The 24868-nt window shown below is 47.8% G+C and carries 25 protein-coding genes and 1 riboswitch; of the genes, 11 read left to right on the top strand and 14 right to left on the bottom strand.

What is annotated here, in order from left to right:
* Positions 1–81: 81 nt before the first annotated feature.
* The 5 genes from NJR55_RS05190 to NJR55_RS05170 all read left to right on the top strand — a co-directional run bounded on the left by NJR55_RS05190 (position 82) and on the right by NJR55_RS05170 (position 6650).
* A complete protein-coding gene (locus NJR55_RS05190; protein ID WP_253618453.1) occupies positions 82–1011 on the top strand; it encodes a LysR family transcriptional regulator in 930 nt (309 codons plus the stop codon).
* 65 nt (positions 1012–1076) lie between these two features.
* Positions 1077–1236: riboswitch (FMN riboswitch) on the top strand.
* 108 nt (positions 1237–1344) lie between these two features.
* On the top strand, positions 1345–2001 hold the full coding sequence (gene ribB, locus NJR55_RS05185) for a 3,4-dihydroxy-2-butanone-4-phosphate synthase (protein ID WP_253618451.1): 657 nt from the start codon (positions 1345–1347) through the stop codon (positions 1999–2001).
* A 306-nt stretch (positions 2002–2307) separates the two neighbouring features.
* Positions 2308–4692 (top strand): TonB-dependent receptor, encoded by a 2385-nt coding sequence (locus NJR55_RS05180; protein ID WP_253618449.1) that lies wholly within the window; start codon positions 2308–2310, stop codon positions 4690–4692.
* A gap of 24 nt (positions 4693–4716) precedes the next feature.
* On the top strand, positions 4717–5421 hold the full coding sequence (locus tag NJR55_RS05175) for a response regulator transcription factor (RefSeq protein ID WP_275978047.1): 705 nt from the start codon (positions 4717–4719) through the stop codon (positions 5419–5421).
* 284 nt (positions 5422–5705) lie between these two features.
* Entirely contained in the window at positions 5706–6650 is a 945-nt protein-coding gene (locus NJR55_RS05170; RefSeq protein ID WP_253618447.1) for a sensor histidine kinase, read from the top strand.
* Between the two features lie 156 nt (positions 6651–6806).
* Here NJR55_RS05170 and NJR55_RS05165 read toward each other — a convergent pair whose 3' ends face one another.
* Entirely contained in the window at positions 6807–7121 is a 315-nt protein-coding gene (locus NJR55_RS05165; protein ID WP_253618445.1) for a hypothetical protein, read from the bottom strand.
* Between the two features lie 242 nt (positions 7122–7363).
* Here NJR55_RS05165 and NJR55_RS05160 point away from each other — a divergent pair, with 242 nt between their 5' ends.
* The 3 genes from NJR55_RS05160 to NJR55_RS05150 all read left to right on the top strand — a co-directional run bounded on the left by NJR55_RS05160 (position 7364) and on the right by NJR55_RS05150 (position 10502).
* Positions 7364–8449, top strand: a complete 1086-nt coding sequence (locus tag NJR55_RS05160) for a sensor histidine kinase (protein WP_253618442.1) — start codon at positions 7364–7366, stop codon at positions 8447–8449.
* Positions 8446–9180 (top strand): LytR/AlgR family response regulator transcription factor, encoded by a 735-nt coding sequence (locus NJR55_RS05155; RefSeq protein ID WP_253618440.1) that lies wholly within the window; start codon positions 8446–8448, stop codon positions 9178–9180. Before NJR55_RS05160 ends, NJR55_RS05155 begins: the two co-directional genes overlap by 4 nt.
* 152 nt (positions 9181–9332) lie before the next feature.
* Positions 9333–10502: an acyltransferase family protein gene (locus tag NJR55_RS05150; RefSeq protein ID WP_253618438.1), complete on the top strand. Its 1170-nt coding sequence runs from the start codon at positions 9333–9335 to the stop codon at positions 10500–10502.
* Between the two features lie 129 nt (positions 10503–10631).
* Here the strand turns inward: NJR55_RS05150 and NJR55_RS05145 are convergent, their stop codons facing one another.
* On the bottom strand, positions 10632–11594 hold the full coding sequence (locus NJR55_RS05145) for a DUF4350 domain-containing protein (protein ID WP_253618436.1): 963 nt from the start codon (positions 11592–11594) through the stop codon (positions 10632–10634).
* Between the two features lie 364 nt (positions 11595–11958).
* Between NJR55_RS05145 and NJR55_RS05140 the strand changes: the two genes are divergently transcribed.
* The 3 genes from NJR55_RS05140 to NJR55_RS05130 all read left to right on the top strand — a co-directional run bounded on the left by NJR55_RS05140 (position 11959) and on the right by NJR55_RS05130 (position 13854).
* Positions 11959–12543, top strand: coding sequence for a hypothetical protein (locus NJR55_RS05140; protein WP_253618434.1), 585 nt, complete (start codon positions 11959–11961; stop codon positions 12541–12543).
* Between the two features lie 109 nt (positions 12544–12652).
* Entirely contained in the window at positions 12653–13387 is a 735-nt protein-coding gene (locus tag NJR55_RS05135; protein WP_253618432.1) for an SIMPL domain-containing protein, read from the top strand.
* 95 nt (positions 13388–13482) lie between these two features.
* On the top strand, positions 13483–13854 hold the full coding sequence (locus NJR55_RS05130; RefSeq protein ID WP_253618430.1) for a hypothetical protein: 372 nt from the start codon (positions 13483–13485) through the stop codon (positions 13852–13854).
* Between the two features lie 135 nt (positions 13855–13989).
* On the opposite strand, the gene NJR55_RS05125 is transcribed toward NJR55_RS05130, so the two are convergent.
* The 12 genes from NJR55_RS05125 to NJR55_RS05070 form a co-directional block, all read right to left on the bottom strand.
* Entirely contained in the window at positions 13990–15171 is a 1182-nt protein-coding gene (locus NJR55_RS05125) for a BaiN/RdsA family NAD(P)/FAD-dependent oxidoreductase (RefSeq protein ID WP_253618429.1), read from the bottom strand.
* Positions 15171–15662, bottom strand: a complete 492-nt coding sequence (locus tag NJR55_RS05120) for a peroxiredoxin (protein WP_153850173.1) — start codon at positions 15660–15662, stop codon at positions 15171–15173. The genes NJR55_RS05125 and NJR55_RS05120 overlap by 1 nt, the downstream gene beginning before the upstream one ends.
* Positions 15646–16437 carry a class I SAM-dependent methyltransferase gene (locus NJR55_RS05115; protein WP_253618428.1) on the bottom strand — a complete coding sequence of 264 codons (792 nt, stop codon included), beginning with the start codon at positions 16435–16437 and terminating at the stop codon, positions 15646–15648. Before NJR55_RS05115 ends, NJR55_RS05120 begins: the two co-directional genes overlap by 17 nt.
* Positions 16434–16886 (bottom strand): GNAT family N-acetyltransferase, encoded by a 453-nt coding sequence (locus NJR55_RS05110; RefSeq protein WP_034822789.1) that lies wholly within the window; start codon positions 16884–16886, stop codon positions 16434–16436. Before NJR55_RS05110 ends, NJR55_RS05115 begins: the two co-directional genes overlap by 4 nt.
* Positions 16883–17755 carry a Dam family site-specific DNA-(adenine-N6)-methyltransferase gene (locus tag NJR55_RS05105; protein ID WP_011235699.1) on the bottom strand — a complete coding sequence of 291 codons (873 nt, stop codon included), beginning with the start codon at positions 17753–17755 and terminating at the stop codon, positions 16883–16885. The genes NJR55_RS05110 and NJR55_RS05105 overlap by 4 nt, the downstream gene beginning before the upstream one ends.
* Positions 17756–17836: 81 nt before the next feature.
* Positions 17837–19432 (bottom strand): AAA family ATPase, encoded by a 1596-nt coding sequence (locus NJR55_RS05100; RefSeq protein ID WP_253618427.1) that lies wholly within the window; start codon positions 19430–19432, stop codon positions 17837–17839.
* Between the two features lie 45 nt (positions 19433–19477).
* Complete coding sequence (gene aroB / locus NJR55_RS05095) at positions 19478–20551, bottom strand: 3-dehydroquinate synthase (RefSeq protein ID WP_253618426.1); 1074 nt, start codon at positions 20549–20551, stop codon at positions 19478–19480.
* An 18-nt stretch (positions 20552–20569) separates the two neighbouring features.
* Entirely contained in the window at positions 20570–21103 is a 534-nt protein-coding gene (gene aroK / locus NJR55_RS05090) for a shikimate kinase AroK (protein ID WP_011235696.1), read from the bottom strand.
* 137 nt (positions 21104–21240) lie between these two features.
* Complete coding sequence (locus NJR55_RS05085; RefSeq protein WP_253618425.1) at positions 21241–22524, bottom strand: type IV pilus secretin PilQ; 1284 nt, start codon at positions 22522–22524, stop codon at positions 21241–21243.
* Entirely contained in the window at positions 22521–23348 is an 828-nt protein-coding gene (locus tag NJR55_RS05080; RefSeq protein ID WP_253618424.1) for a hypothetical protein, read from the bottom strand. Before NJR55_RS05080 ends, NJR55_RS05085 begins: the two co-directional genes overlap by 4 nt.
* Positions 23341–23877: a hypothetical protein gene (locus NJR55_RS05075; RefSeq protein ID WP_253618423.1), complete on the bottom strand. Its 537-nt coding sequence runs from the start codon at positions 23875–23877 to the stop codon at positions 23341–23343. Before NJR55_RS05075 ends, NJR55_RS05080 begins: the two co-directional genes overlap by 8 nt.
* Complete coding sequence (locus NJR55_RS05070; RefSeq protein WP_253618421.1) at positions 23865–24689, bottom strand: hypothetical protein; 825 nt, start codon at positions 24687–24689, stop codon at positions 23865–23867. The genes NJR55_RS05075 and NJR55_RS05070 overlap by 13 nt, the downstream gene beginning before the upstream one ends.
* Positions 24690–24868: the final 179 nt, after the last annotated feature.

Genomic DNA, 24868 nt, shown 5'->3' with positions numbered 1-24868 from the left:
ACTACGAGTTACACTCTAGTTGTTTCAAATTCAGTTCGATAGATGCTATATTTGGACTGTATGTCTCAATAGTGGAACACTATGAATTTACTTGCGATTGCCGATTTCAACCTGGTGGCTCGTCATGGCGGATTTGGACGGGCCGCAAGGGCTAGCGGGCGGCCGAAGGCAACTTTGTCTCGCCGAGTTGCGGAGATGGAGAGCAGTCTTCAACTTAGGCTTTTTGAGCGCGGATCTAGAAAGCTCAAGCTAACTCAGGAGGGGATAGCGCTTTACGAAAGAACTCGTACTTTATTGACAGAGTTGGATGAAACGCTCAATTCCCTTTCTTCTGGTGCAGATCGTCCCGTAGGTCGATTGCGTATTAGCGCGCCATTGCTGTTCAGCCAAATTGCTATGGGCAAAATTGCTGCTGAGTTCACCGCGAAATACCCGGATGTTCAACTCGAAGTGACTACTGAAGACCGGTCTGTCGATATGGTCGAAGAAGGTTATGACTTGGTGATTCGAGTGAACCCTGAAATCGATGAAAATCTTTACGGACGGATTTTTATGCGTGACAGATTGGTGGCGGTTGCCAATCCCAATTTGAAACGTCCCTCCGAGAATGAACCAGTTCCTGTTGTTGTAAGAGGAGCCAACCAGCAAACGCAAGCCTGGGATTTAATTACGGCAGGCACAAAGGTGCGTCAGGCAGTGAATCCTATTCTTAATCTTTCGTCTATGCTCATGGTGCGTGACGCCGTGCGTGCTGGCGCAGGCGCTGGTCAGCTTCCAATTTCGCTGGTTAGTCAAGACCTGAAGGCTGGACGTCTTGAGCTCTGGGGGGAAGTGGAAGGCCCGGAAATTGCTCTGTGGGCGCTCTATCCTTCACGCAGGCTACTCAACGCTCGTGTCTCTGCTTTTCTTGAATTTCTAAAAGAAGCGTTTCCTTCAGGTGAGCCGGAAGAGCTAGCAGCATATATTGCACCAGATTCCGCTTTCTCCTCTCATAATAAAAGATTAATATAACTATTGCGTTGCTGACTAATAGCAGTGCTCAGTTGGCTATATCAGTCGACTGAAATGTTGTAATTAAAAATTCTCAGGGCGGGGTGCAATTCCCCACCGGTGGTAGACATGGTGCTGCTTATTGACAGTGTCCAAGTGAGCCCACGAGCGCTCGATTCGTCGAGGTCAGCAGATCTGGTCTGATGCCAGAGCCGACGGTGATAGTCCGGATGAGAGAGAATGAACAAACACACCAAATAAGAGGTGGGCGTGGTTGCGTCCGCCTGGCGCTTGGTGGCGCTTTTAATTCCTCAAAAACAGCCCTGATTCTGGTTAAATTTTAGGAGTTATACCATGAATCAGTTTTCTTTAGTTTCCGAGTTCGGTGATCCGATTTCGCGTGTTGAACAAGCCCTTACATCCCTCCGTCAAGGTCAAGGCGTTTTGCTTTTAGACGATGAAGATCGTGAGAATGAGGGGGACATAATTTATGCGGCAGAAAGCCTTACGGCTGCTCAGATGGCAATGATGATCCGTGAAGGTAGCGGAATAGTTTGTCTCTGCCTGACCGACTCACAAGCCAATCAACTAGACTTACCTCCAATGGTGACCGAAAACAATAGTAAAAACCAAACCGCTTTTACGGTCTCAATTGAAGCAAAGGAAGGGGTAACTACTGGTGTTTCTGCCCAAGATCGGGTGACCACCATTAAAACCGCGATTTATTCTGATGCCAGACCCAGCGATCTCGCTCGGCCCGGCCATATCTTTCCACTGCGTGCCCGCTCGGGAGGAGTCTTAACTCGCCGCGGACATACCGAAGGAACGGTAGACTTGATGCAGATGTCGGGGTTAGTCCCTGCAGGGGTTCTCTGTGAACTCACCAACCCTGACGGCACCATGGCTAAAACCCCTGAGGTTGTTGCATTTGCTCGTCGTCATAAGATGTCTGTGCTGACCATTGAGGACATTGCGCAATACCGGCAACAACACCAACAAAAGCTGGCCTAACATAAGCTCAAGCGACAGAGGAGTACCAAAGTGTCTCCTCTGTTCCGTGCTTTAGCGAAACAGCAGAATTGCTCATCAGCAAGGTTGGTTGAATGGGCTACCTGCGTGGTGGCCTGTTGTTTTCATTGCGCTGACACTTTGTCTGGTGGCACATATGATGTTCGTTACTATCTTTACTTTCGAACCAATGTAGAACAATGTCTTTGATGTAGCTTTCACATGACAGCGACTTTTTAGTCACATTAGCTTTGTTAACCTCGCAGCAATCCATCAAAAAATGACAGTGGGTTTTTAGAGGGTAACAATATGAATAGACAATTCAAACAGGTATCGTGGTTAGCTCTGTGGGCACTCCTGATTAGCTTTCCATTTTTTACCTACGCAGCAGAGGCGCCCGGTGCGCTGACCATTATAGTCAAAGATCAAAATACTGACCGGCCACTCTCGAACGCGCAAATCACGATTACGGAACGAGAAACCTCTTCCACGCAAACTTTCGAAACCGACGAACAAGGTCGTATTGTCGCTGGACAGCTCGACCCAGGTCTTTACTCGGTGAATGCAGCCAAAAGCGGTTTCACTGCAGTGTATGAACCAAGCGTACGCGTCATTACACGCAAAAATATCAAGCTTGAATTAGAGCTTAGAGAAGTGGAAATTGAGAGAGTTGTTGTTCTGGGACAGCAAACCGATGCATTCGCATCAGCGTCCAGCACTTATCTTGATAGAGAAGCGTTGCGAAGCGCTGTGGGCGGCGGAGCAGATCCGCTACTCTCGTTGGATGGGTTGCCTGGTCTGGCATCCGCAAGTGAATTCGCAAGCTTTAGTGTTCGCGGCCGTGGTCCAAGAGACAATTTGCTATTCGTTGATGACTTCCCCTTTGATAAAGCGGTGCACTTTGATGCGACACTGGGTGAAGAGGAAGACGTCGGCGGTGGTGGCCGTTTCTCGATATTCGCACCGAACGTTATCAGCGGAGCAGAGTTCTCACCCGGTGGGTGGGGCGCGGCCTATGGTGGCCGGGCGGCATCGCTACTCAAACTGGAAGTAGCCGATGGCAACCCAAGCCCCTCTGCAAGTTTCCGCTACGACCTTGCCGGCTATGAAGTGGGTTACGATGGTCCTGTCGGTATCACAGAAGACGCGACATTACTCGTTTCTGCCAGACGACTGGACTTCGGCGATTTGTTTGAAACTATCGATGAACTCGACATTGGTGAGCCTGTTTTAAGAGACCTCATCGTAAAGTCGGTCATACCAATTAATCAGAAAAATACATTGGAAATTTTACTGATTGATACACACGAGGATTATACTCGTGGCGTAACTCATGTTTTCGCATCACCCAATTTCGAAGATGCAGCGCTTCAAGATTCCGAACAAGACAGCGATATGTATGGATTTACCTTGCGTTCGTTGATCGGTGATACCGGTGTCTTCACCAACAAGGTTTACTACCGCAAAAGCGACAAAACCAGTTCTGAGGGCGAAGCATTCCCTGATCAAGTGCCTTCGGGGTCGCCCGCGTCCAGTTTTCCAGTGCGGGAAGACATCATTACTATAGGGGAAGATGAAACCGAGATTGGCTGGCGAAGTGACTTCGAAATGCTGAATCAATGGGGCGCGTTCAGTGCTGGTATTCGAGTCACGCAACTGGATTTGGATTACGACACCGTCTTAGATGGTGACTGGAATCGATTTGTCTACGACGACGATGATTTTAGGCCAGACCCCGATCAACGTTATATTGTATTGACGCCGGAAAACATTAACTCTTCACTCAGTCAGAAAGAAACGAGCTTAGCAAGTTACGTGGAGCAAGTTTTTGAGTACGGTGACTGGGACTTTCGCACGGGCATGCGGCTTGAGCGGGACGGCTTTGCCGACGAAACTTTAGTGTCGCCCAGGTTCAGTGTTAACTGGCGACCCGGTAACACGGTTCGATACTTTGCCAGTGCTGGGTTATTTCATCAGTCGCCACGGTTTTTAGACCTTGCCGCTAACCAGTCGAACGATCTTGAGAACGAAGAAATCACACACAGCAGTGTCGGTTTTGAGTACTTCCCGAGCCAACGTTGGTCAATTTTGACTGAAGCCTATTATCAAAATCTCGACAATCTGGTGGTAGACCTTGATCGAGCAAACGGGACTTTTGCAAACATTGGTGACGGTACATCCTACGGTGTGGATATTGTCGCCAACGGTATGATTAGCGAAGGCCTATACGCTACCGCAACCTATTCTTATAACGATGCTGAAGTCGACCGGAAAGACGGTCGCGGTGACGTAGCCGCCGAGTTTAACCGAGAGCATGTTGCTACCCTCGGGCTGACCTGGGAAATAAACGACCGCTGGAAGGTCGCCGGACGCTACAAATATCTTTCCGGCAGGCCAGACGACGAATTTATTATTCACTCAGACGTATTGGGGCCCGGACAACCTTTGCGCTATTCGAAAGAGATTACTGAGCGCAATGTTGGTCGCAAAAGCGGTTCCGGTATTTTGAATGTTCGCGTTGACTATCGACGCGCAGTTGGCCCTGTAGATGTAACTGCTTTTCTTGATGTCATCAACGTAACGTCTGCATCATCGGGCGACGACACCGAGTTTGACTACCGTCGGGGTGTTGAAGTGAAAGACGAAAGTGAGGCCGAGCCTCTGATTGGTTTACGATTCGATTATGCTTGGTAAGGGGCCTGATAAGGAGAACAGCAGATGACAAACGTGCTTGGTGCGGCGCCGATTAGAGTGTTGATTGTCGAAGATAACCGCGACATTTGTGGGAACATTGCCGCTTATCTCGAAAAGCATCGTTATATACTGGACTTTGCCTACGATGGTATAAGCGCTATGCACCTGGCGTTGACAAGCCCGTTTGACATTATTGTTCTGGACCTCATGCTTCCAGGGATGGATGGCCTAAGTTTTTGCAAAAAGCTGCGCGCTGATGGCAAGCTGGAAACGCCGATTCTTATGCTAACGGCGAGAGACACGCTTGACGATAAAATTAAGGGGTTCGAGGCGGGAGCCGATGACTATTTGGTTAAGCCATTTGCATTACAAGAGCTGCATGCGCGACTGCAAGCGCTTTACAAACGCAGTCACGGAAAGACCGATAACCTGTTAACGGTCGGAGAGCTCACTCTGAATCGATCTACGCTGCAAGTTCATCGCGCTGGCCGACGAATTGATCTCAACCCTACTGGCATGAAACTCCTTCAGCGATTGATGGAAGAAGCTCCGTCGGTTGTGACCCGCGATGCTCTAGAGACGTTGTTGTGGGCTGACGAACCCCCTGATGGTGATGCCCTTCGCTCGCATATGTACAAGCTGCGGCAGGCTATTGATAGGCCATTTGATACTCATTTAATTCATACAGTGCATCGCATTGGGTACCGAATTACAGAGGACGTCCAATAATGTATCGACACAGTTTGCGCACGCGTGTCGCCGTTGCATTTGCGATATGTGTTGCTGTGCTCAGCGTGGTCTGGGGATTCGCGTTCTTCGCTGCGATTAAGTTGAGCGAAGACCGTGTTATGACGCGTCAACTGCAGCATGCTATCGAGAGTTATCCCTCAATGCCAACACACCTTCGCGGATACGATAGGGCGAGTAACTTGCCGGAATCACTTCAGGAGTGGGCGCAGACAAACCCCGAGGAGGGAGTGTACGAATTCGAGAAAGAAGAGCTACATGTCGCGGTGATCTCTACCGGTAATGAACAGGGACACGCTTTTGTGGTTTTCGATGTTGCCGGAATTGAGGCTGCGTCGTCGGAAGATTGGTGGTGGCTGCTTGTTATTACTGGTGTCGTGGGTACGCTCGGTACTCTTGGTTTCGGGCTGGGGATTGTTGTAATGCGCAGAGCTGTCGCCCCGGTTGCACAGCTCGCCAAAGTAGTCGCGGACATCAATCCAGAGCAACTATCGGCAGAAGATCATAAACGTATAGAGTCCACTCGGTTTGGCGATGATGAGGTAGGCCTGCTCGCCAGAACCATTGAGAAGACTCTTGAGCGTATCAGTGCCTTTGTTGAAAGGGAGCGATACTTTACCAGTTCAGCCAGCCATGAGTTGCGGACACCTATCACGGTAATAACCGGTGCGCTCGAGTTGCTTGAGCAAAGCGACCTGTCAGCGACTGATGTGAAGACGTTAAATCGAGTGAGGCGTGCAACGCTCGACATGAAAATCACGATTGAAATGTTCTTGTGTCTCTCTCGTGAAACCGACGATGGATTGTATAATGAAATGTTTTTAGTGATGCCGCTGGTGAGCCAGGCGGTAGAGCAGCAGCGCTACCTGTTGAGCGGCAAGTTCGTTGATGTTGAAATTGACGAGTACGCAAAACCCATTGTCTGCGGACACCCGCAAGCTTTCGCTATCGCCGTCAATAATCTGGTACGAAATGCATTCGAGCACACACTCGACGGTCAAGGGCCCATCACGGTTCGTATTAAACAGAACGAGCTCCTGGTCACCAATCAGGTGAGCAGTGACGCTGATGAGCGGCACACGCCGACTGAGACGTCGTCTCACGGCTATGGTCTGGGTTTAGGTATTGTGCAACGGTTGTGTGAGCACAACGGCTGGTCGTTTTCACTGCTCTCTGACGAGAAGCGTGTTATCGCCCGTCTTTCTTGGTAACGACGGCAAACCACTGTAGTGGTTTAATTGATCGAGTGAAATTGGAGTGGTCAGTAGACATTAATCGTATGATTGGTCATTGCTCATTGCTGACCTTCGGCTTTGTGCCAATTGCGGAAGTTCGAGTAAGCTACACAGGCAAGGTGCGCTGAGTTTTCATATGCCGGTCTCAATCTTTAAGTACCTTTCTTTACCTAAGGAAATGTAATACAGCGGCAGAAATAGAGACTTGAAAAAGTTAGAGCCAAATGAGTTCTTTACTACGATTTTTCCAGAGCGAATATCATTAACATCAAAGTCAGGACTCGAACACCAATCAACTACAGCTTTCAGTGTCTTACTACCTTCAGGCAAAGTTATTGTTTGTGTTGCACCACGCTTTATAACAGCCGCCTCTTTCCCATCTACCAGCAAGTGATAGTCTCGAAAAATATCAGCAAATTGTTTTGGTCTTACTACTTCTATTTCCATCACAACCTCGTGTGCAAATATTGGCTGGCAAAGCTTGATACTAATCGACAGATTTAACTAAAGCAACGCAATGAGTTTTCGAGCGACGGATGAATCGAACTTCCGCTGTTCGCTCGAAGCGGAAATTAGTAATGCACTTTATGCTACTAATCCCTCAATTTTGCGTCTGGTCACAATTAAGTTGATCAATAAGGCTGTTCTCTTAATATGGCTTAAGTCTGATAAAGTTGAGAGTTCATTTTATGCCTAGTTCGTGGAAAAGTGCCTTACGTTATGGGCTAATATGGACCCTTCTGGGCGTTTACCTGAGCATAGCCAGAACGACGGAACAAACAGACAGCGACATACCCTGGTGGGTTATCTGGTATACGGAGATGACCGCGGCTTATCTGCTCGGGCTGATTTTTCCGTTAGTAAAAAAATACTACGAGTTGCCCTATTTTAGTCATTGGTCGACACTTGGCCAATGGCTGCGGCATATTGCTATCTTACCTTTTGTTATTTTGCTGATATGTGTGTTGATGGATATTGTTCGTTATCCATTCTATGCCAATCTGCCCGCACCCTATGGCATGGATCACTATCTGTGGCTCAACGAGCATTTCTCAAAGCGAATCTTGTTGGAGTGGCCGCGTATCGGTGTGATTTATCTATCTATGGTACTCGCCATTTTTTATCGGAAGGAGGAACTAAAGCGAGGGGAAGAGAAACAGCGAAGCATGCAAGTGCAAAGCGAATTAAGCAGCGTAAAACTGTTGCAGCTTAAGTCTCAGCTGCGTCCGCACTTTCTTTTCAATACATTGAATATGATTTCGGAAAAAATAGTGACAGATCCTCTGTTGGCAGAAGGACTTCTACAACAGCTGTCTGACTTGCTTCGTTACTATCTGGCTCAGTCAGAAACCTCCCAAGTGAAGTTGTCACAGGAAATGACTATTTTGCATAGTTATTTGGCTATCCTACAAAAACGGTTTCCCTCTCAAATCCATTATGAGGAAAGCATAGCGGATGATTTACTACATCAGAATGTACCTTCGATGTTGTTGCAACCTGTTCTGGAAAATGCGGTGATGCATACCATTCACCGCAGCCGTGGTGAAGTATCAATCGCGTTGAAAATAATAATGCATGAAGGAAATATTCATATTGAGATGACCAATACCCTGCCGACTGCTGAACCGGCATCAGAATCTTTAGGTATTGGCCTAAAAAGTGTCCAGAAGCAACTGGAATTACTGTACGGCGACGAGGGAGAGTTGACGCTCGATGTCGGTCATAATCGAGCACGGTTGGAGATCGTGTTTCCCGCCACAAGGGCAGAGGCATGACGATCCTTATTGCTGATGATGAAGCCCCTTCACGGGAAAAGCTTAAGCGCATGTTAGGTCAACTAGCGCCAGGCCATGGCATTATTGAGGCAAGAGATGGGCTTGAAGCAATGGAGCTGATTGAGCAGCAGAAGCCCGACATTTTAGTGCTTGATATTCATATGCCGGAAATGACTGGGCTTGAAGTGGCACTGGAGATTGGAGATAGGTTCCCCGTTATATTTGTTACCGCTTATGACGAGTATGCTATAAGAGCCTTTGAACTGTTTGCTGTCGACTATTTACTTAAACCTTATTCTCTACAAAGGTTGGACGTCGCCATACAGCGAGCCTACTCGCGTATTGATAAGCCCGCTATAATACCGAGCAAAGAGCTTCTGGCTTTAGCAAAAAATCTGTCACCCCAACACGCGCCGCGCATATTGATTCGAACTGGTGAGCGAATGTTGCCGTTATCCATCTCTAGCATTAACTGGATTGCCAGCATGGGCAACTATCTGGAGCTGCATACCGAAGACGGTAAGTTTATCGAGCGCGATACAATGAATAATTTTCTTTCCCGTTTAGATTCTCGTTTCATTCGGGTTCACCGCAGCTTTTCAGTTAAGCTGGACGAGGTACGTAAGGTTGAAGCGGTATTTAAAGGCGACTATCAACTTACTATGAGCGATGGAAACACGGTCAAATTGAGTCGCCATTATCGCGACGCCTTCTTTTCGAAATTTTCTTGATTGATCGCACCTTGCGATCTTTTATCCTCCCTTAACCTGCTTATCACATAGTTTTGCGACTGGTCACAAACTGGCGGTAGGCCTACTTACTGAATGCCATTATCAAAGCCTGTTAATAAATTGTCGTCTACGATGTAGGCAGGAGTCAGGTAATGAACGTCGAGCATAAGCGGTATTATGAGCTGGACTGGTTAAGGGTATTGGCGTTTTTCTTATTGATACTTTTTCATGCTGGGATGGCGTTTAATACTTGGGGCTGGCATATCAAAAATACGGAGCAAAGTGAGTGGTTAACTGATTTGATGTACTTTCCTCATCAATGGCGTATCCCTTTGCTTTATCTTATTTCAGGGGCGGGGATCTGGTTTAGCCTGAATAGTCGGGGAATAGTACGGTTTATTAAGGAGCGTGCTACACGGCTGCTATTGCCACTTATATTTGGCATTCTGGTGGTCGTTCCTCCGCAGATATATGTGCAGCGGTTGACTGAGGGGATGACTCTATCTTACTGGCAATTTTACCCTCGTTTTTTTGATGGAATTTACCCAGAAGGTAATTTTTCATGGCATCACCTCTGGTTCGTTGTGTACCTGGTTGCCAGTATTATTGTTCTGTTGCCACTGTTTAGCTGGATACGGCAGAAAAATAGTCAAGGTCGGTTGAACTGGCTGTACCGTATTACCTGCCACCCGTACGGCATTCATTTACTCGCAGTGCCTATAGTTGCGGCCGACTGGTTTCTATCGCCTATTTTTCCGCCTACTGACCAGTACCTGATTGGCGACTGGACCCGCTTCAGCGTGCTGACAATGATATTGCTTATTGGCTTCTTATTTTGCTCGAACCAGAAGTATTGGAGAGTTTTACTTGATTCCCGTCGCACCTTTTTGGTGACTGGTATTGGACTTTTCGCAATACGCTATCTGGTGTTATTTAACATACTGGAAGTACCTGACTCTGGTCTGATTAACTACCTGTACGACTTTATTAACGTCGGCTCAAGCTGGATGATTATATTAGCCGTATTGGGTTATGGTCGATGCTATTTAACTTTTTCCAACCGTTTCCTCACTTACTGCAATGAAGCGGTTTATCCCTTCTATATTTTGCATCAGACCGTAACCCTCATAGCCGTGTATTTTTTGGTACCACTGACATGGCACTGGTTTACCAAATTTGCTTTGGTCACGGTTAGCACCGTTGTGGTGACCTGGGGGATATATCACTACCTAATCAGACCTTATAATCCTACTCGCTTTGTATTTGGTCTGAAACTACAGAAGTCTGATTCAAAACTTCCTAAGAAAGTTTGTGAAACTTAGTTGTTCTTATTGGTAATTTTGATATTTCGCTACTGGCTCGAAGCTGAAAGTCTGTTGTGAGCGAGTAGCGGAAGTTCAATCTAGTATCTTTTTATCGATTAAACCCCTGAAAACTAGCTCGTTTCGCGATTAATTAGCACTCGAAAGCCAAAACAGGATATTGAGTAGAAATTGTTCGTTTTGCTCAGCTCCAACGGCTCTTAAACCATATTTTTTACCTGTTTTAAGATCCAGTTGTGACGAAAACATCATACCCTCAGAGAATACGGCTACACGCCCTTTTCCGAATTTTAGAACGGCTCCCTGGCTCCAGCCATTCATTGATATTCGAGGTGTCGACGAAGTAACCTGAAATGGTATGAGCGGCTCTATAGATACAGCACCCTGCCCAATTGTTAACAATGACGTTGCTTCATTAGGAGCTTTGAATGCAGATCCGCCAAAAGTCTTTACTTGCGTTACTTGACCGAAAGGTGAGCTTTTCTCATTCAACGCTTTCGTAGACACTGGCATAAGTGGCTCTCGTGACGAATTATTGCTCGAACCGGTTGTAATCGGGTGCTCAGCGAGAGTGTTATCTGCACTCCGAAATACATAAGACCCAACATGCCCATTAGTAAATTCGAAACCGAAGGCGAGTGCGAGATTTTCAACAACTTTTGGAAACGGGGTGTGGTCAGCGATTAACAAAAGTGAGCCTCCATCACTAACCCACTTTTTGATGTTATTAACCTCATCATCATCTAATGCACTGCCAAACGGTGGTTGCCAGTCACTCCTATTACGATCTAGTGCATTGGCAATTACTAGAATATCGGCTCTATTCAAACGGTCTGATGTGAAACTTTTAGTATTCGACCTGACCTTATAACCATTGTTCGACAAAACTTGCTCGAAAGGTTTATACCGACCTGAAATGGTAAGAAAATTATTGTGTGCTTCATCAACGATGACCAGCGGGCTCGCATCTGAGATCAAACTGGTTGTACTACCATGGGGCTGAAAGTCACGATCAGCTTGCTGCGAGCTGTCAGAGCATGCTGAAATTGCCAAAACTAAACACAGAAAGATAAGTCTAGATAATAGTTTCACTCACAATTCCTTTTGGGAAACTGAGACCCCAAATACTGCCAGACGCTCATATGCTACTTAATCTCTTCAGATTACCATAAAAGACACTTTAGACATCCGGCCTAGGCACTAAGCGACAAATCCGTTGTGAACGAGAAACGGACGTTTGGCATTGTAGGTGTTTCTATCTATCTATCTACCTACCTTAACTAGTGTTTAGTCATCCTTTGATTAATAAGAGTGGATGATGCTAACGATACACGGCACACTTACCTCAGCGGTATTGCGTGTTTTGTTATTGTGTTGCGTATTTAAGTCGTTTATTGTCAATTCCATAACAAAAATCAAAGTTAGATATTTTACGTCTGTTAAAGGGCAACTGAGCATGGTCAAATTGAATTTCTTGTCCAGAGAGTTTCCAGGCCGAAATATTGGCCTGATCAGTAGCTTAAAAAACCGGCAACTATCGATTGGACGAGCTAAAAAGCGCGCACACAAACCATACGCATATTATGCTCTCTTGGAGGAATCGTCAGCCATGATTTTGGGTACGAAGCGGCTTGCAATGGTAGTGCTATTTATAAGTGTATGTTCTATTTCGTCTAGTGTTGTTGCAAGAACTTGCGTCATTTCAGAGGGCGCAGTTCATGACTGGAGCGATAAATATAAAGAGCTCATTCAAATTGATACTCAAAAAGATGAAGACGGGTACATGGTTGAGGTATCCGTTCCTGCCAAGATGGATGGTAAAAAATTTAAGCATATCTGGCTTTTCAAAGGCAAGCCTGCTTACGACGCGACAAAAATGGATCATGACTTTGGTATGCCACTTGGCACCTGGAAAGGTAGTAATAAAACAATTCACTCGGTATATGCCGTTAAATCCTTTCTAGCAAAAGATAATTATTTGTCAGTCTCATATGGTGAGGATTGTGGTATGTATGTTGAGTACCGAGTTGAATTCAAATGAACAGATAAAAAACACTTTCACAGCGCACACATAACAAACCAAGGCGGTGTGTAGTGGCAAAGCGTTATACACTTAGCCAATTATCAAGGTTTTAAAAGGAATTAGTCTGATGAAAAATTTTTTACTCCTCTTTCTTATAATAAGCTTTTCTTCGTGGGGTTCTGTTATACCGACGAGTCCACATATTTACGTCGAAGGATACGCTGAAAAGAAAATTCAGCCTGAAATCATTGTTATCAGCACATATGTTGAGCATCACGATCTTAATGCTTCACTCGCAAAAAGCGAAGTTGATAAAAAATCCGTGGTACTTATACAAACCGCCAAAGATATCGGTATAGAGCGTGAAGATATCAAAACCACACCGTTGCAAATATCTCCTCATTTCGAATACGAAGATGGGGAGAAAATAGATAAAGGCACTAGCGTTTCGAGAAATATTGATATCACCCTTAGAGATATCTCCCTTTATCATCAACTAAACCAAACTTTAGTAGACTCAGGAATTTCAGGTAAGCTGAATGCTGAAGTAAAAGTCAAAAATCCGAGAAAAGTAAAAAAAGAAGTACTATATAAAGCACTTGAAGACGCAAGAGAAAAAGCTGAACAGCTAGCCAGCTTGAATGGCAAAAAGGTGAAAGATGTACACTCGATTTCTGAGTTTAAAACAAGAGAAGAAAATTCATACACTTTAATACCGTCTCAACATATATATGGGCAATCATCTAACTACGCTTCTGTTCAAAAAAGATATAGGGTTCCACCACCGACTCCAGGCGAAATATTTGAAATTGGCGAGATGACAGCTTCTGCAACGATCTATGTTGTATTCACTATTGAGTAAGCTAGACGTCTCAGACTTTGCTAGACGCTTTTAACAGTTACAATTTTCTCACGCACAATGTACAAATATTATGTTAGATAAAAGGGGGGCTAAAAATGAACTTAAAAGATTTTGTGTCGGAGAGTATTTTCGAAATAGTAGACGGCATCGTTGAGGCACAGGGGAGGCTTAGTTCGGATGACGCGAAGATTGTCCCCGATGTCCAAAACGTGTTTACAGAGTCACAAACAGGTGGGACGAATTTAGCTATCGGCTGGGATAAAAGCGGAAACCTGATTCATTCTATCGAATTCGATGTCGCTGTAACTGCCGCTGAGGGAACAGAAAGTAGAGGAGGAATCGGTGTAGTTGCGGGAGTATTCGCTCTCGGCGCGCAAGGCAAGTCGCAAGAAAACAGTCAGTCGATGTCTCGCCTCAAATTCAGAGTTCCAATCAGTTTCCCTCGTCAGGACAAGAGTAAAAAATAGCAAGTGCATCAAATGCGCTCGGGCCTGATGGGTCTCCTCCTAACGCGCTAATTGGGTACCGGTTATCCAGGCACTAACGTTGGCTTCTGGCACAAATCGGAACTAATCCGTATAAACGCTTTCTCCGACAATGATCTACAACTCAGACCCACAAGCAAAACCACTACTCCAGGCCCACTGAAAATTAAAGCCTCCTAACCAGCCGGTTACGTCCAGCACTTCGCCAATAAAGTACAGGCCGGGTTGTTTCTGGCTTTCCATGGTTTTGGAGCTGACTTCGTCGACGTTTACGCCGCCTAAGGTGACTTCGGCGGTGCGGTAGCCTTCGGTGCCGTTGGGTTTTAATTGCCAGCGGTTAAGGTTATCGGCTATGGCCTGAAACTGCGCGTTAGAGGTGTCGGCCAGTTTGTTGTTCAGCGGCCATTGATGGTGCTCTGCTAATGCGGTCACTACTCGTTTAGGGAAGTGTTGCTGCAATACAGTATTGAGCTGGGTTTTGGGTTGTTGCTGCTGTTGCGTTTTCAGCCACTCAAAGGCGTCTAAGTCGGGCAGCAGGTTAATGGTCACGGCTTCGCCGGGCTGCCAGTAGGAAGACACCTGCAAAATGGCCGGGCCGCTGACGCCACGGTGGGTAAACAGCATGGCTTCACGGAAGTAACCGTCGTGGGCCTCTGCACTTACGGGCACAGCCACACCGGAAAGCTCGGCAAAGCGGGCCTTTTCGTCGTCCTGCAGAGTAAAAGGCACTAAGCCAGCGCGTACCGGCACAATAGAATGCCCAAACTGTTCGGCAATTTGATACCCCAGCGGGGTGGCGCCCAGTTTGGGCATAGACAATCCACCACAGGCAATAACCAGTTTCTCGCAGCTGTAGTCACCACGGCTGGTTTCAATGCGGTAGTTATCGTCGTAGTCTACCGACAAAATCTCGGTGCGTAACTGAACTTTGGCGCCGTGCCGGTCGCATTCGCTCATTAGCATGCGCACAATGTCTTTGGCAGAGTCGTCGCAAAACAACTGGCCTAAGGTTTTCTCGTGGTAGGCAATGCCGTATTCAGCCACCAGGCCAATAAAGTCCCATTGGGTATAGCGGCTGAGTGCCGACTTGCAAAAATGTGGGTTGGAAGACAAAAAGTTCTCGGGGCCGGCGTACATATTGGTGAAGTTGCAGCGACCGCCGCCGGAAATCAGTATTTTCTTACCTGCCTGCTTGGCGTGATCCAGTACCAGCACCGACTTACCACGCTGTGCGGCATGGGCGGCACAATGCAGCCCCGCCGCGCCGGCACCAATAATAATCACATCCCAGTTCGACATTATTTTTGCAACTGCTCCAGTATGTATTCGGCTTTGCTCACTTCAAAGGACTTGTCCTCTTCAACAAACAGGCCTTTTACCTGGCCGTCGGTAATAATCATGGCGTAGCGCTTAGAACGGATGCCACCGAAGTTACCGGTGTCCATGCTAAGGCCCATTATCTGGTTGTACGCGCCGTTGCCGTCGGACAATAACCGAACCTTTTCTCCGATCCCTAAAGATTCGCCCCAGGCCTTCATAACAAAGGCGTCATTTACAGCCACACAATTAATGCTCAGAACACCCGCTTCTTTTAATGCTTCGGCGTGTTCTACGTAGCCGGGGAGGTGTTTCTCCGAACAGGTCGGAGTAAAGGCGCCAGGCACTGAAAACAATACGTGTGTGCCTTTGGCGAATATCTCTGCCGGGTCGTAGTTCTGAATGCCAAGATCACCTTTGCTGGTCAGTGAACCTGATGGAATTTTATCGCCTTCTTTAATTTGCTGACTCATGAAACCCTCGTTTTATGTAAACATCAAAGCGATGTTTTTTACTTTTAATTTGACTGTTTGGTTCACGCCCGGCCAGAAAAGGTGCGCTGTTGGGGCGCTTAACCACTACCCGATATTTGGCCAAGGCGAGGGCGGGTTCCAGCAGGGTATCGGCGTCTTCGTCACTGCCTACTAACTGCTGGAACATTTGCATGTCTTTTTTTACCTGGGCCTTCTGCTTGCCGGTTTTTGGATACATGGGGTCTAAATAAACCACGTCGGGCTCTTGAGTATAGCCATTACCGGTAAAAAGATTGTCGGTGCCAATTAACTGCATGCGCTGGCAGGTGTCACCAATAAAGTCGCCTTCCTGCCGGGCGCGGTGTAAGCCGTTATCGAGCAACGCGGCGACAACCGGATGTCGTTCAATAAGCTGCACGTTACAACCTAAGCCCGCCAGTACAAAAGCGTCCCGGCCAAGGCCTGCAGTTCCATCGACAACCGATGGTTTAAACTGCCCGCTAACACCAACGGCTTTGGCAATAGCTTCGTTTTTTAACTGCGTATGCTGCGCGCGGTAGGCGGCTTTACCCTGATGAAAGTCCACCACTAAAGGCGACATTTTTTGAGGGCTTTGCAGCCAGTGTAGTGCCAGTACCCCGTCGGTCAGCCAAAGCTGAAAAACGTCATTATCCATGGTTTCAGACGGGAGTCCCCAGCGCTCCGCAATGGCTTTTACCGCAACGGTTTCAGCATCGCTGCCTGCAAGAATGGGAACCCGAGCCGTAGTTGTCACTGCGCAGCCTTGCGTTGCATATCAATGTGCGGAATATCGTCTTCCAGATACTCTTCGCTAATGGCCTCAAAGCCGAAGCTTTGATAGAACTTCAGCAGATAAACCTGAGCGCCTACCCGAATTGGGGCTTTGGGTGCGTACTCTTCAAGATAGTCGATGCTGCGCTGCATAACTTCAACACCCAGCTTCTGACCTCGCACTTTTTCATGTGTTATTACCCGGCCAATACGAGAATAGCCGGTATCGGCGGTGGCTAGGTATAGCCGCGCGTAGGCGATCATCTCATCGGCATTGTTGCGGGCGTACAAATGTAAGGCCTGCTCATCGGCGCCGTCAGCGTCAAGGTATGGACAGGTTTGTTCTACCACAAAAACTTCCTGCCGAAGTTTCAGTAAGTCGTACAGATCATGCAGTGAAAGGTCGTTAAATGCTTTTAAGTGCCAGTTCATGTGCCTACTTTCTTTAATGAGTTGCTAAGAGAAACCACGTTACTTTTATTGACTTCACTATCATACAAGGCGAGCAGCTCGGCTACGGGTTTACGACCGTCGCCTTTTTGACTGATGCTGCGCGAAACCGACAAGCTACTGATGTCGGCGTGCTTGTACAAGGCGCGGGTGAGGTCGGTGTCGTGGTTGCTGATCAGTACCGGAATATGGCGTTTCTTCGCAACCTGTACCGCGCGGCGAGCTAACTCGTCCTGATCGGTCAGGCCGAAGCCTCCGGTCGCGTAGCTGGTAAAGTTAGAGGTCTGATCCAGCGGTGCGTAGGGTGGATCGCAGTAAATCACATCGCCTTGTCGCGCACGTCGAAACACTTGCTCAAACGGGCGGCAAATAAACTTAGCCTTGCGCGCTTTCTCGGCAAAATGCTCGAGTTCTTTTTCCGGGAAATAGGGTTTGCGGTAATCACCAAAGGGCACGTTAAAAATGCCTTTGCTGTTATAACGACACAAGCCATTGTAACCGTGACGGTTCATGTACAGAAAAAGCAGAGAGCGAAAGTAAGGGTCGCTACTGGCATTAAAGGCGGCGCGCAGGGCGTAATAAGCGTCGGCCTGATTGTTACGATCAACGAATAGCTTGCGGGCGTCCTGAATAAAAGTTTTCGGACGGCGCTTCACAAACTGATACAGGGTAATGAGGTCCTGATTAATGTCGTTCAGCAGGTAGCTGTCGTAGTCGGTATTCAGAAAGACTGAACCGGCGCCCACAAAAGGCTCGATGAGCTTTTTACCTTGCGGCAAGCGTGCTGTTATCGGCTCGATAAGTGAGTACTTACCGCCTGCCCATTTTAAAAATGCCCGATTCTTCTTCATGCGCCGGCCGTTGGTTTATCCTTTGCGGATTGTAACCCAAAGGCCGGGGGATGAAAATTGCTGACTGCGTGATTCGTCCCGCTACTGGCTATTAATGTCGCTTTGTACACTGGCGAATGACTTAGCCCAGGGCTCCATTTGCTGCACTTCAGCCGGCAACTGCGTGGCGGCTGCACGTGCTTGCTCAATGTTGGGATAGCTACCAAAAATAACCACATAACGTTGGTCGGCACGCTGGTAAACCTGGGTATTACCGGCTATGTCGTAGTCGTTACGGAAGTTACGCAGTAGCTGCGGGTCACTAATAATGCTGATTTGCAGCGTATAGTTGCCAGCGTTCTGATCCAGCGCCCATTGGGTCTGGAACGGCAACGCACGTTGGGGCTGTTGCGCTTGCGGCTCAGGTTGTTCTGCTTTAACTTCTGGTTCCGGTTGGGCTACAACAGTATCAATGCCTGATTCGGCTGCCGACTGCTCGTCAGATTGTCCTACAGGCTCAGCTTCCTGCGGCTGCTGTTGCTTTGGCTGTTGTTTTTTAATAAAGCCCAGCGAAATTTCGCCCTCTGTAATTTCGGAGGCAGCGACAGTATTCAGTGTGCCCAGAGCGTTCCGGTAAGACGCCGCTAATTCTGCAGGAACCAGTTCTAAAGAACGCTCGGTTAAAGGCTCAAAACTTGGCAGGCTGGCGGCTTGCTCTGTTTCTTCTGCTGTTGTTTCAGCCGCGCTCTCTGTCGTGTTGTTTGCAGCGTCTCCTGCGGCCGTTTCTGCCGGTGCCGCTGATTCAGGATTCACTTGCTGCCAATAGGCGGTTAACTGTTCTTTATTCAAAAAGCCAGCAAAAGCCAGACTAATAAGCACTGTAACTAAAATAATGGGCCAAAGGCGCATTTTCCGACGGTTGTTTTGTTCCGGGCTATGTTTCGCTGTGCTCTTCTCGCTGGCGTCTTTCCCGTCGACATTCTCGTCTGTACTAGTGTCGCGATAACGGGCAGCCTGAGTGGTCAGGGTAAATTGCAGACGTTGCTGAATTTCACCGGGAAACCCATGAATGGAATTTAAAAATTGCTGAATGCGTTCCAGGTTCCAGAAGCTGCGTTGTTTTTCTGGTAATAACGCCTGTACAAAACGTATTTGTTCGTCGTGGTTCAGCGGCTGTACTTCTATCATGGTCGGCCCCTGTACGCGTAAGTGCGGTGCCGGACGCTGCTGTTGAGCCCAGCGACTGTCGCCGGTAATGATAATACTGGTGCGCTGGCCAATGGCACTCAGTTGGGTAACGGTAGAAATGCACTCGGCCATAAAGCTTTCGGATAGCTGCTCGCCGTTATCAATAACAACAATGGCGTGCTTTAGCGGGCGTTGGCGTTGAATTTGACGACTTAACGACTCGTCGTTAATGCTGATAGTACCGAACAGCTGGTTCAGAATTTGGGCGCGGAGGCGGTCATTGGTGGAGCGCTCGTTGGCGCTGATAAAAGCGACTTCAGCGTATTCCGATGCTTGTTCAAGAAAGACTTCAGCAATGGTGGTTTTGCCGCTGCCTTCTTTACCGTGCAGCATAATAAGCGACACGCTCTGCTGGCACTGCTCGTGTAGCTGGTCAATAACCTGCTGTTGGCTCGGTTTGGTTTTTACCGGCGCGGCAACAATATGTTGTGGGTTTGCAAGTGCTTGCATCTGTCTGTTCCTGTCTGTCAGCCGAATAGAGATAACGCGTTGGCGTTAGCAACATTCAGTGATCACAGCAGCAACGGTATTGTGTTCTACAGTACTGACAACTTCAGCCTGACCAATAGCAACCGGAAGAACAAAATGCAGCTGACCGTCTTTTACTTTCTTATCGCGCTGCATGTAATCTAACCAGTCCTGCCAGGGCATTTGCGGGCCCTTTGTTGGCAAGCTAAGTGCCAGCAGTAAATCTTTAATGCGTCGAAAATCTGACGAATTGAGCCGCTGTGTCACTTCTGACAGCTTAGATGCAATTATAATGCCAGCAGCCACAGCCTCGCCGTGTGTCCATGCACCGTATTCGGTGGCGGCTTCAATGGCATGGCCGAAGGTGTGGCCTAAATTCAGCAATGCCCGCAGGCCTTTTTCGCGCTCGTCTAACGCCACAACTTCGGCTTTAATTTCGCAACTGCGTTGAATAGCGTAGGTCAGTGCGGCAGGGTCTTGCAGATTTAATTCTTCGGTATGTTGTTCCAGCCATTCGAAAAAGTTGGCGTCGTAGATAACACCATATTTTACTATTTCAGCTAAACCGCTACGGAAGTCACGCTCTGTCAGGGTTTGCAGGCAGTCAATGTCGATAACCACAGACTTAGGCTGATAAAAAGCGCCAATCAGGTTTTTGCCCTGGGGGTGATTAACCGCTGTTTTCCCGCCGACTGAAGAGTCAACTTGCGACAATAAAGTGGTCGGAATTTGGTAAAAATCGACACCGCGTTGAAAAGTTGACGCCACAAAGCCGGCTAAATCACCGACCACACCGCCGCCTAAAGCAATAATGCCACAGTCGCGGTTAAAGCCTGCGTCTATCAGAATATCCATGGCCTCGGCGTAGCTGTCCAGGCTTTTGAACTGCTCACCGTCGCGCATTTCAAATATTTTTACCTGGTGACCGGCCAGGCTTTTTAATAACGGTTTAAGGTAGTACTGACTAATGGTCGGGTTGGTGATGACCAGCAGTTGTTGATTCAGTTTGTGCGGAAGGCGCTCTACATAGTTGGGTAACAGGGCGTTACCAATGTAGATAGTGTAGCTGCGTTCACCTAAAGAGACGTTAACCTCGGCCATGAACGCAGCTCCTTTTACTTACCCAAGACCGTTAATGGACTCAAGCTGTTCGATAATGTCGTTGACCACAAACTTTGCACTTTGCTCATCGGTTTGCACCGTAATGTCGGCAATTTCTTCGTACAAAGGATCGCGCTCTTGTGCCAGTTCTTCAAGCACTTTGCGTGGGTCTTCAGCTTCGGCAATTAGAGGCCGGCGTTTATCACGCTGGGTACGAGCCAACTGCTTCTCGATAGGGGTCTTTAAATAAACCACCACACCCCGAGCCGATAACCGATTACGGCTTTCTTTGCTCATGACCGAGCCGCCACCTGTCGCTAAGACAATGCCCATGTTTTCGGTAAGCTCTTCGATCACTTTTTCTTCGCGTGCACGAAAGCCTTCTTCACCTTCAAGCTCGAACACCCAACTGATTTCGGCACCGGTACGGCGCTCAATTTCAGAATCTGAGTCGTAGAACTCTAAATGTAATTGTCTGGCGATTTGACGGCCAATCGTACTTTTGCCAGCCCCCATGGGCCCAACAAGAAAAATATTACGTTTCTCAGCCATATTCCTGCTTACATCATTGGTTAAAATTAGCTGTAACTCACGAATCCGGAGTGTCTGGAGACGTCCCCCAACCCAACGAAAAGAAGCGCGATTATCGCAACTTGAGCCCACTTTAGCAATAGTAATCGGCTTTTGGACTAACTTTGTGGCAATATCGTTGGTGTTACAAAAATCATAAGTTCCCGCTTTTCATCGCGTTGCTGCTGATGAGAGAACAATTTCCCGATTAATGGCAGCGACCCTAAGATGGGGACGCGACTGTCATCATTCAAGTTATGTTCCTGAAAGATTCCGCCCAGAACGATAGTTTCGCCATTTTTTGCCAGCACACGGGTCGACATTTCCTGAGTGTCGATAGCAACAGCGGGGCCGGTTGGGGTGGCAACGGTATCGCCGCGCGTGTTCTGAGTTATGGTCAGCTCCATTAAAACATGGTTGTTGGGAGTAATTTGCGGTGTAACGCTTAAGCCCATTACCGCTTTTTTAAACTGCACGGCGGTAGCGCCATGTGCGGCGGTTTCAACATAAGGTATTTCGGTGCCCTGCTCTATGTAGGCGGGCTGTTGGTTCGACGTGAAAATTTTTGGGCTGGTAATAATTTCGGCTTTGTTCTCCTGCTCCAGCGCGGTTAGTTCAAGATCCAGCAGAATATCGTCACTCAGTCGGGCTAAATTGGCAGAAAAAGTGCCTGCGGGCGCGGCGGTAGGCAAGTCTACCTGCATGCCTTTAACAAAACTGCCTGCGTCTTCGGGTATCGCCAGACCGTATTCTGAAACGCCCCAACGAATGCCCAGCTCTTTACTGACATTCGCTTTTACGGTGACCATCCGGGCTTCAATCAGCACCTGCTTAACCGGCACGTCCAGATCATTAACCAGTTGCCGGATAGTTGCCAGTTGCTCTGGTGTATCCCGTAAAATAAGTGTATTGGTACGTGCATCGACGCTTACCGCGCCATTTGGTGACAGAAAGCTCTGCTGCTCGTTCTTTAATAGCTTGGCTAAGTCGCTGGCCTTTGCGAAGTTAACGCTGAGTAAAATAGAGCGATACCCGCTGCTATCTGCGGTGTGTTCGCCGGCAACATCAATGCGCAGCATAGAGCCCTGCAGACGAATAGCGAGATCATGGCTCTCGATTAACGTCGCAAATGCGTCCTGCCATGCGACACCATTCAGTTTCAGGCTGGACTCACCTTTCACGTTGTCGGTCATCAATATGTTCAGTTGGTGTTGATCTGCTAATAGCTGTATGAGGTCGCGCAGCGGCATTTTACGGGTGTTGAGTGACACCGGTTGTAAGCGCTGTTGTTCGCTTAGCAGGCTTTGCCAATTCTTGTCGGCTGCATAGACTGCAGACACGGGCTGGAAACTCAGAATAGTCAGCAGCAAAAAGACATAAAAAGAGAGTCGTGTTGGTATCATTGTGAGGAATTGTCCTTAGTTAAATGGATTTTCAACGGTTTTGCTGACCAGCATCCGGATTGCTTTTCCCAAAGCTGAAATTCGGCGTATTCGCCGTTAACGTCTTGCAGCTGCATGAGCGGAACAGCTATCCAGCTACTTTCCGCAAGTGTCAGCAGTGGTTGATCCGGTATTTTCAACAGGGCTTTTTTAACCGGAGAGGTTTGAGTGGCAATTAACTGCACCAGAGACCAGTCGCTAATGTGAATATCACTTTGCATTTCAGGTTTGCCCAAACACTCGGTAGGCTCTGCGATAACGTCCGGGAAGTCTGATTTAAACAACGAATGGGCGCTAAGTTCTGAGGGCGCTGGGCTGCCAGCCGTTAACCAGAGAAATTGCCAGCTTAATTTGCCGCTGTTTTCCCCGGTGTCACGCCATTTTAATGTTTGCGTAAACGGGAACGGCTGTCGCATTTCCTGCTGCGCCTGCATGATAGAAGCGACCAGCCGCAACGCGTTCTGGTAAGTTCCGTTAGCACCAACCAGCCACTGCTCAGCGTTTTCCGGGCTTTGTTGATAATAAAGGTCGACGTTGTGCTGCCTTGCCGCCTGCGTTAATAAAGTGGAGACATCCGTTTCTGCGTGCTTCGTTACAACTGGCTCGGTTTGTTCAGGAACCCCGGGAACGGCCTGATGCAGTTGTTTCTCTTGCTTCCGAAGCTGCTCATTTAGCTGGCTTGCCTGATAGCTGGTAAGAAAGTAACTGACACCAATAGCCCCTGCGGTGAAAAGCAGAACCACGGCGATCCATAACCGCAGTGGTTTTTTAAGTGATTCAGCCATTAGGTTGAGCTCCGCTATCCGCGCTTTTCTGAGAACGAATGTAGGAGAACACCACACCTTGCTGAGGCAATAGCTGCTGCTTTAGAACGGGGCTTGCTAACTGTTTTTCCAGCCATAGATACTGTTCATTAACCTGCTGTATCTGCCGGTAGATGGCGGTGAGTTTCATTTGTGACTGGCTAAGGGAAAGCTCGCGCTGCTGGAGTTGGTGGTGTGTTCGCTCAAGCAGAGCGTAAAATGCATTGAGCATCTCGTGGCTAGTATGCTTTCGTTGGATAAAGGCTTTTTGCAACTGTTGCTGATTTTGGTATTGCTCCCAGCGTTGCTGCAGAACGCTCTGTTCTTCCAGTGCCAGCTTTTGCTCCGCCAGTTGATGCTTTAGATTGCCCAGGTAACTCTCATAAGAAATGACCCATTGCACAGATAAAATGCCAACAATAAGCAGCAGAAGAATACCCAGACAATGCAGCGCGCGGTAGCGCAGCCATAGGCTTTGCTCCCGCCATTGCAACAGGTTTAGCGATGCCATTGACTGAACCCCCGCAAAGCTAAGCCCAGCAGCACTAATTCGTTGTCCAGGGCTGAAACAATGGGGGCGACGTTATTCTGGAAAAAGGGTGCTGTCGAAAGCGCCAGATGCTTCAGTTGTTGTTGATTAGAAAGTTGCCGCTCAAGTTGTGACTGAATGGCTTTATCGCCAAAACTCATTACCCAACCGAATTGCTGAGAAAGCTGAGCCTTAAGTAAAAAGTCCACCAAATTGTTGGTGTCGACAGAGTCGAGTCGCTGAAAGACTCCGTTCTTGCAATAAAGTAAAATGGATTGTTGTTGACGGAGCTCAACGACTACCCACTTCATGTTGGTCTCGAACTTGGTATTGTCAGGCCAAAGGTAAGGCAAAACCGCATTAACTGCCCGCACAACCGACTGATAAACGGGTTCAACCACCTGTACCGGCATTTTCAGGGGGGCCAGTAAGACCAGTAATTCCTCCAGTGCTGAACGCTGACCAATAACCGCTTCGGCTTCCTCTCCACGGTCATGGGTGAAGTAGTCGTAACTTATACCTGTATTGAGCTTTAACTGGGGTGGCAATCTCTCTAGTAATTGCTCTTCAACCTGCTGGTTATTGTCTAACGGAATTTTCTGATAGTGGGTTGCGCTATAGTCCAGTGCCGAGACTATGCTGTCTGGTTTTAAGCCCTTGTCAGTTAAGCTGCTCTGGTGCTGCTGAGAAAAGTGTTCGACAACAAAATGCCGACCCCGGCGGGACAATTGTAAAACCAGACAATTTTCACGATTAATTTGCACAGCAAGCGGTTGTTGCCGAAGTAATGACATTAGACAATATCCTTATTGTAGAAAAGCCAGATGCAAGCGTAGTGTTGTGAACAAAAATCCTCCATAATAGTCAGTAAGAGTTATGAGCTAATTTATGTCGGTGATTTCGGTTTCAACACTTTGGCGTGTTTCTGGAGTAAGTTCTGGCGTAAGTTCTGACGTAGTAAAAATGAAGTCAT

The organism is Idiomarina rhizosphaerae (genome assembly GCF_024159085.1).
Classification (GTDB): domain Bacteria; phylum Pseudomonadota; class Gammaproteobacteria; order Enterobacterales; family Alteromonadaceae; genus Idiomarina; species Idiomarina rhizosphaerae.
The sequence above is the reverse complement of the archived record's forward strand: the minus strand, read 5'-3'. Positions and strand labels throughout refer to the sequence as shown.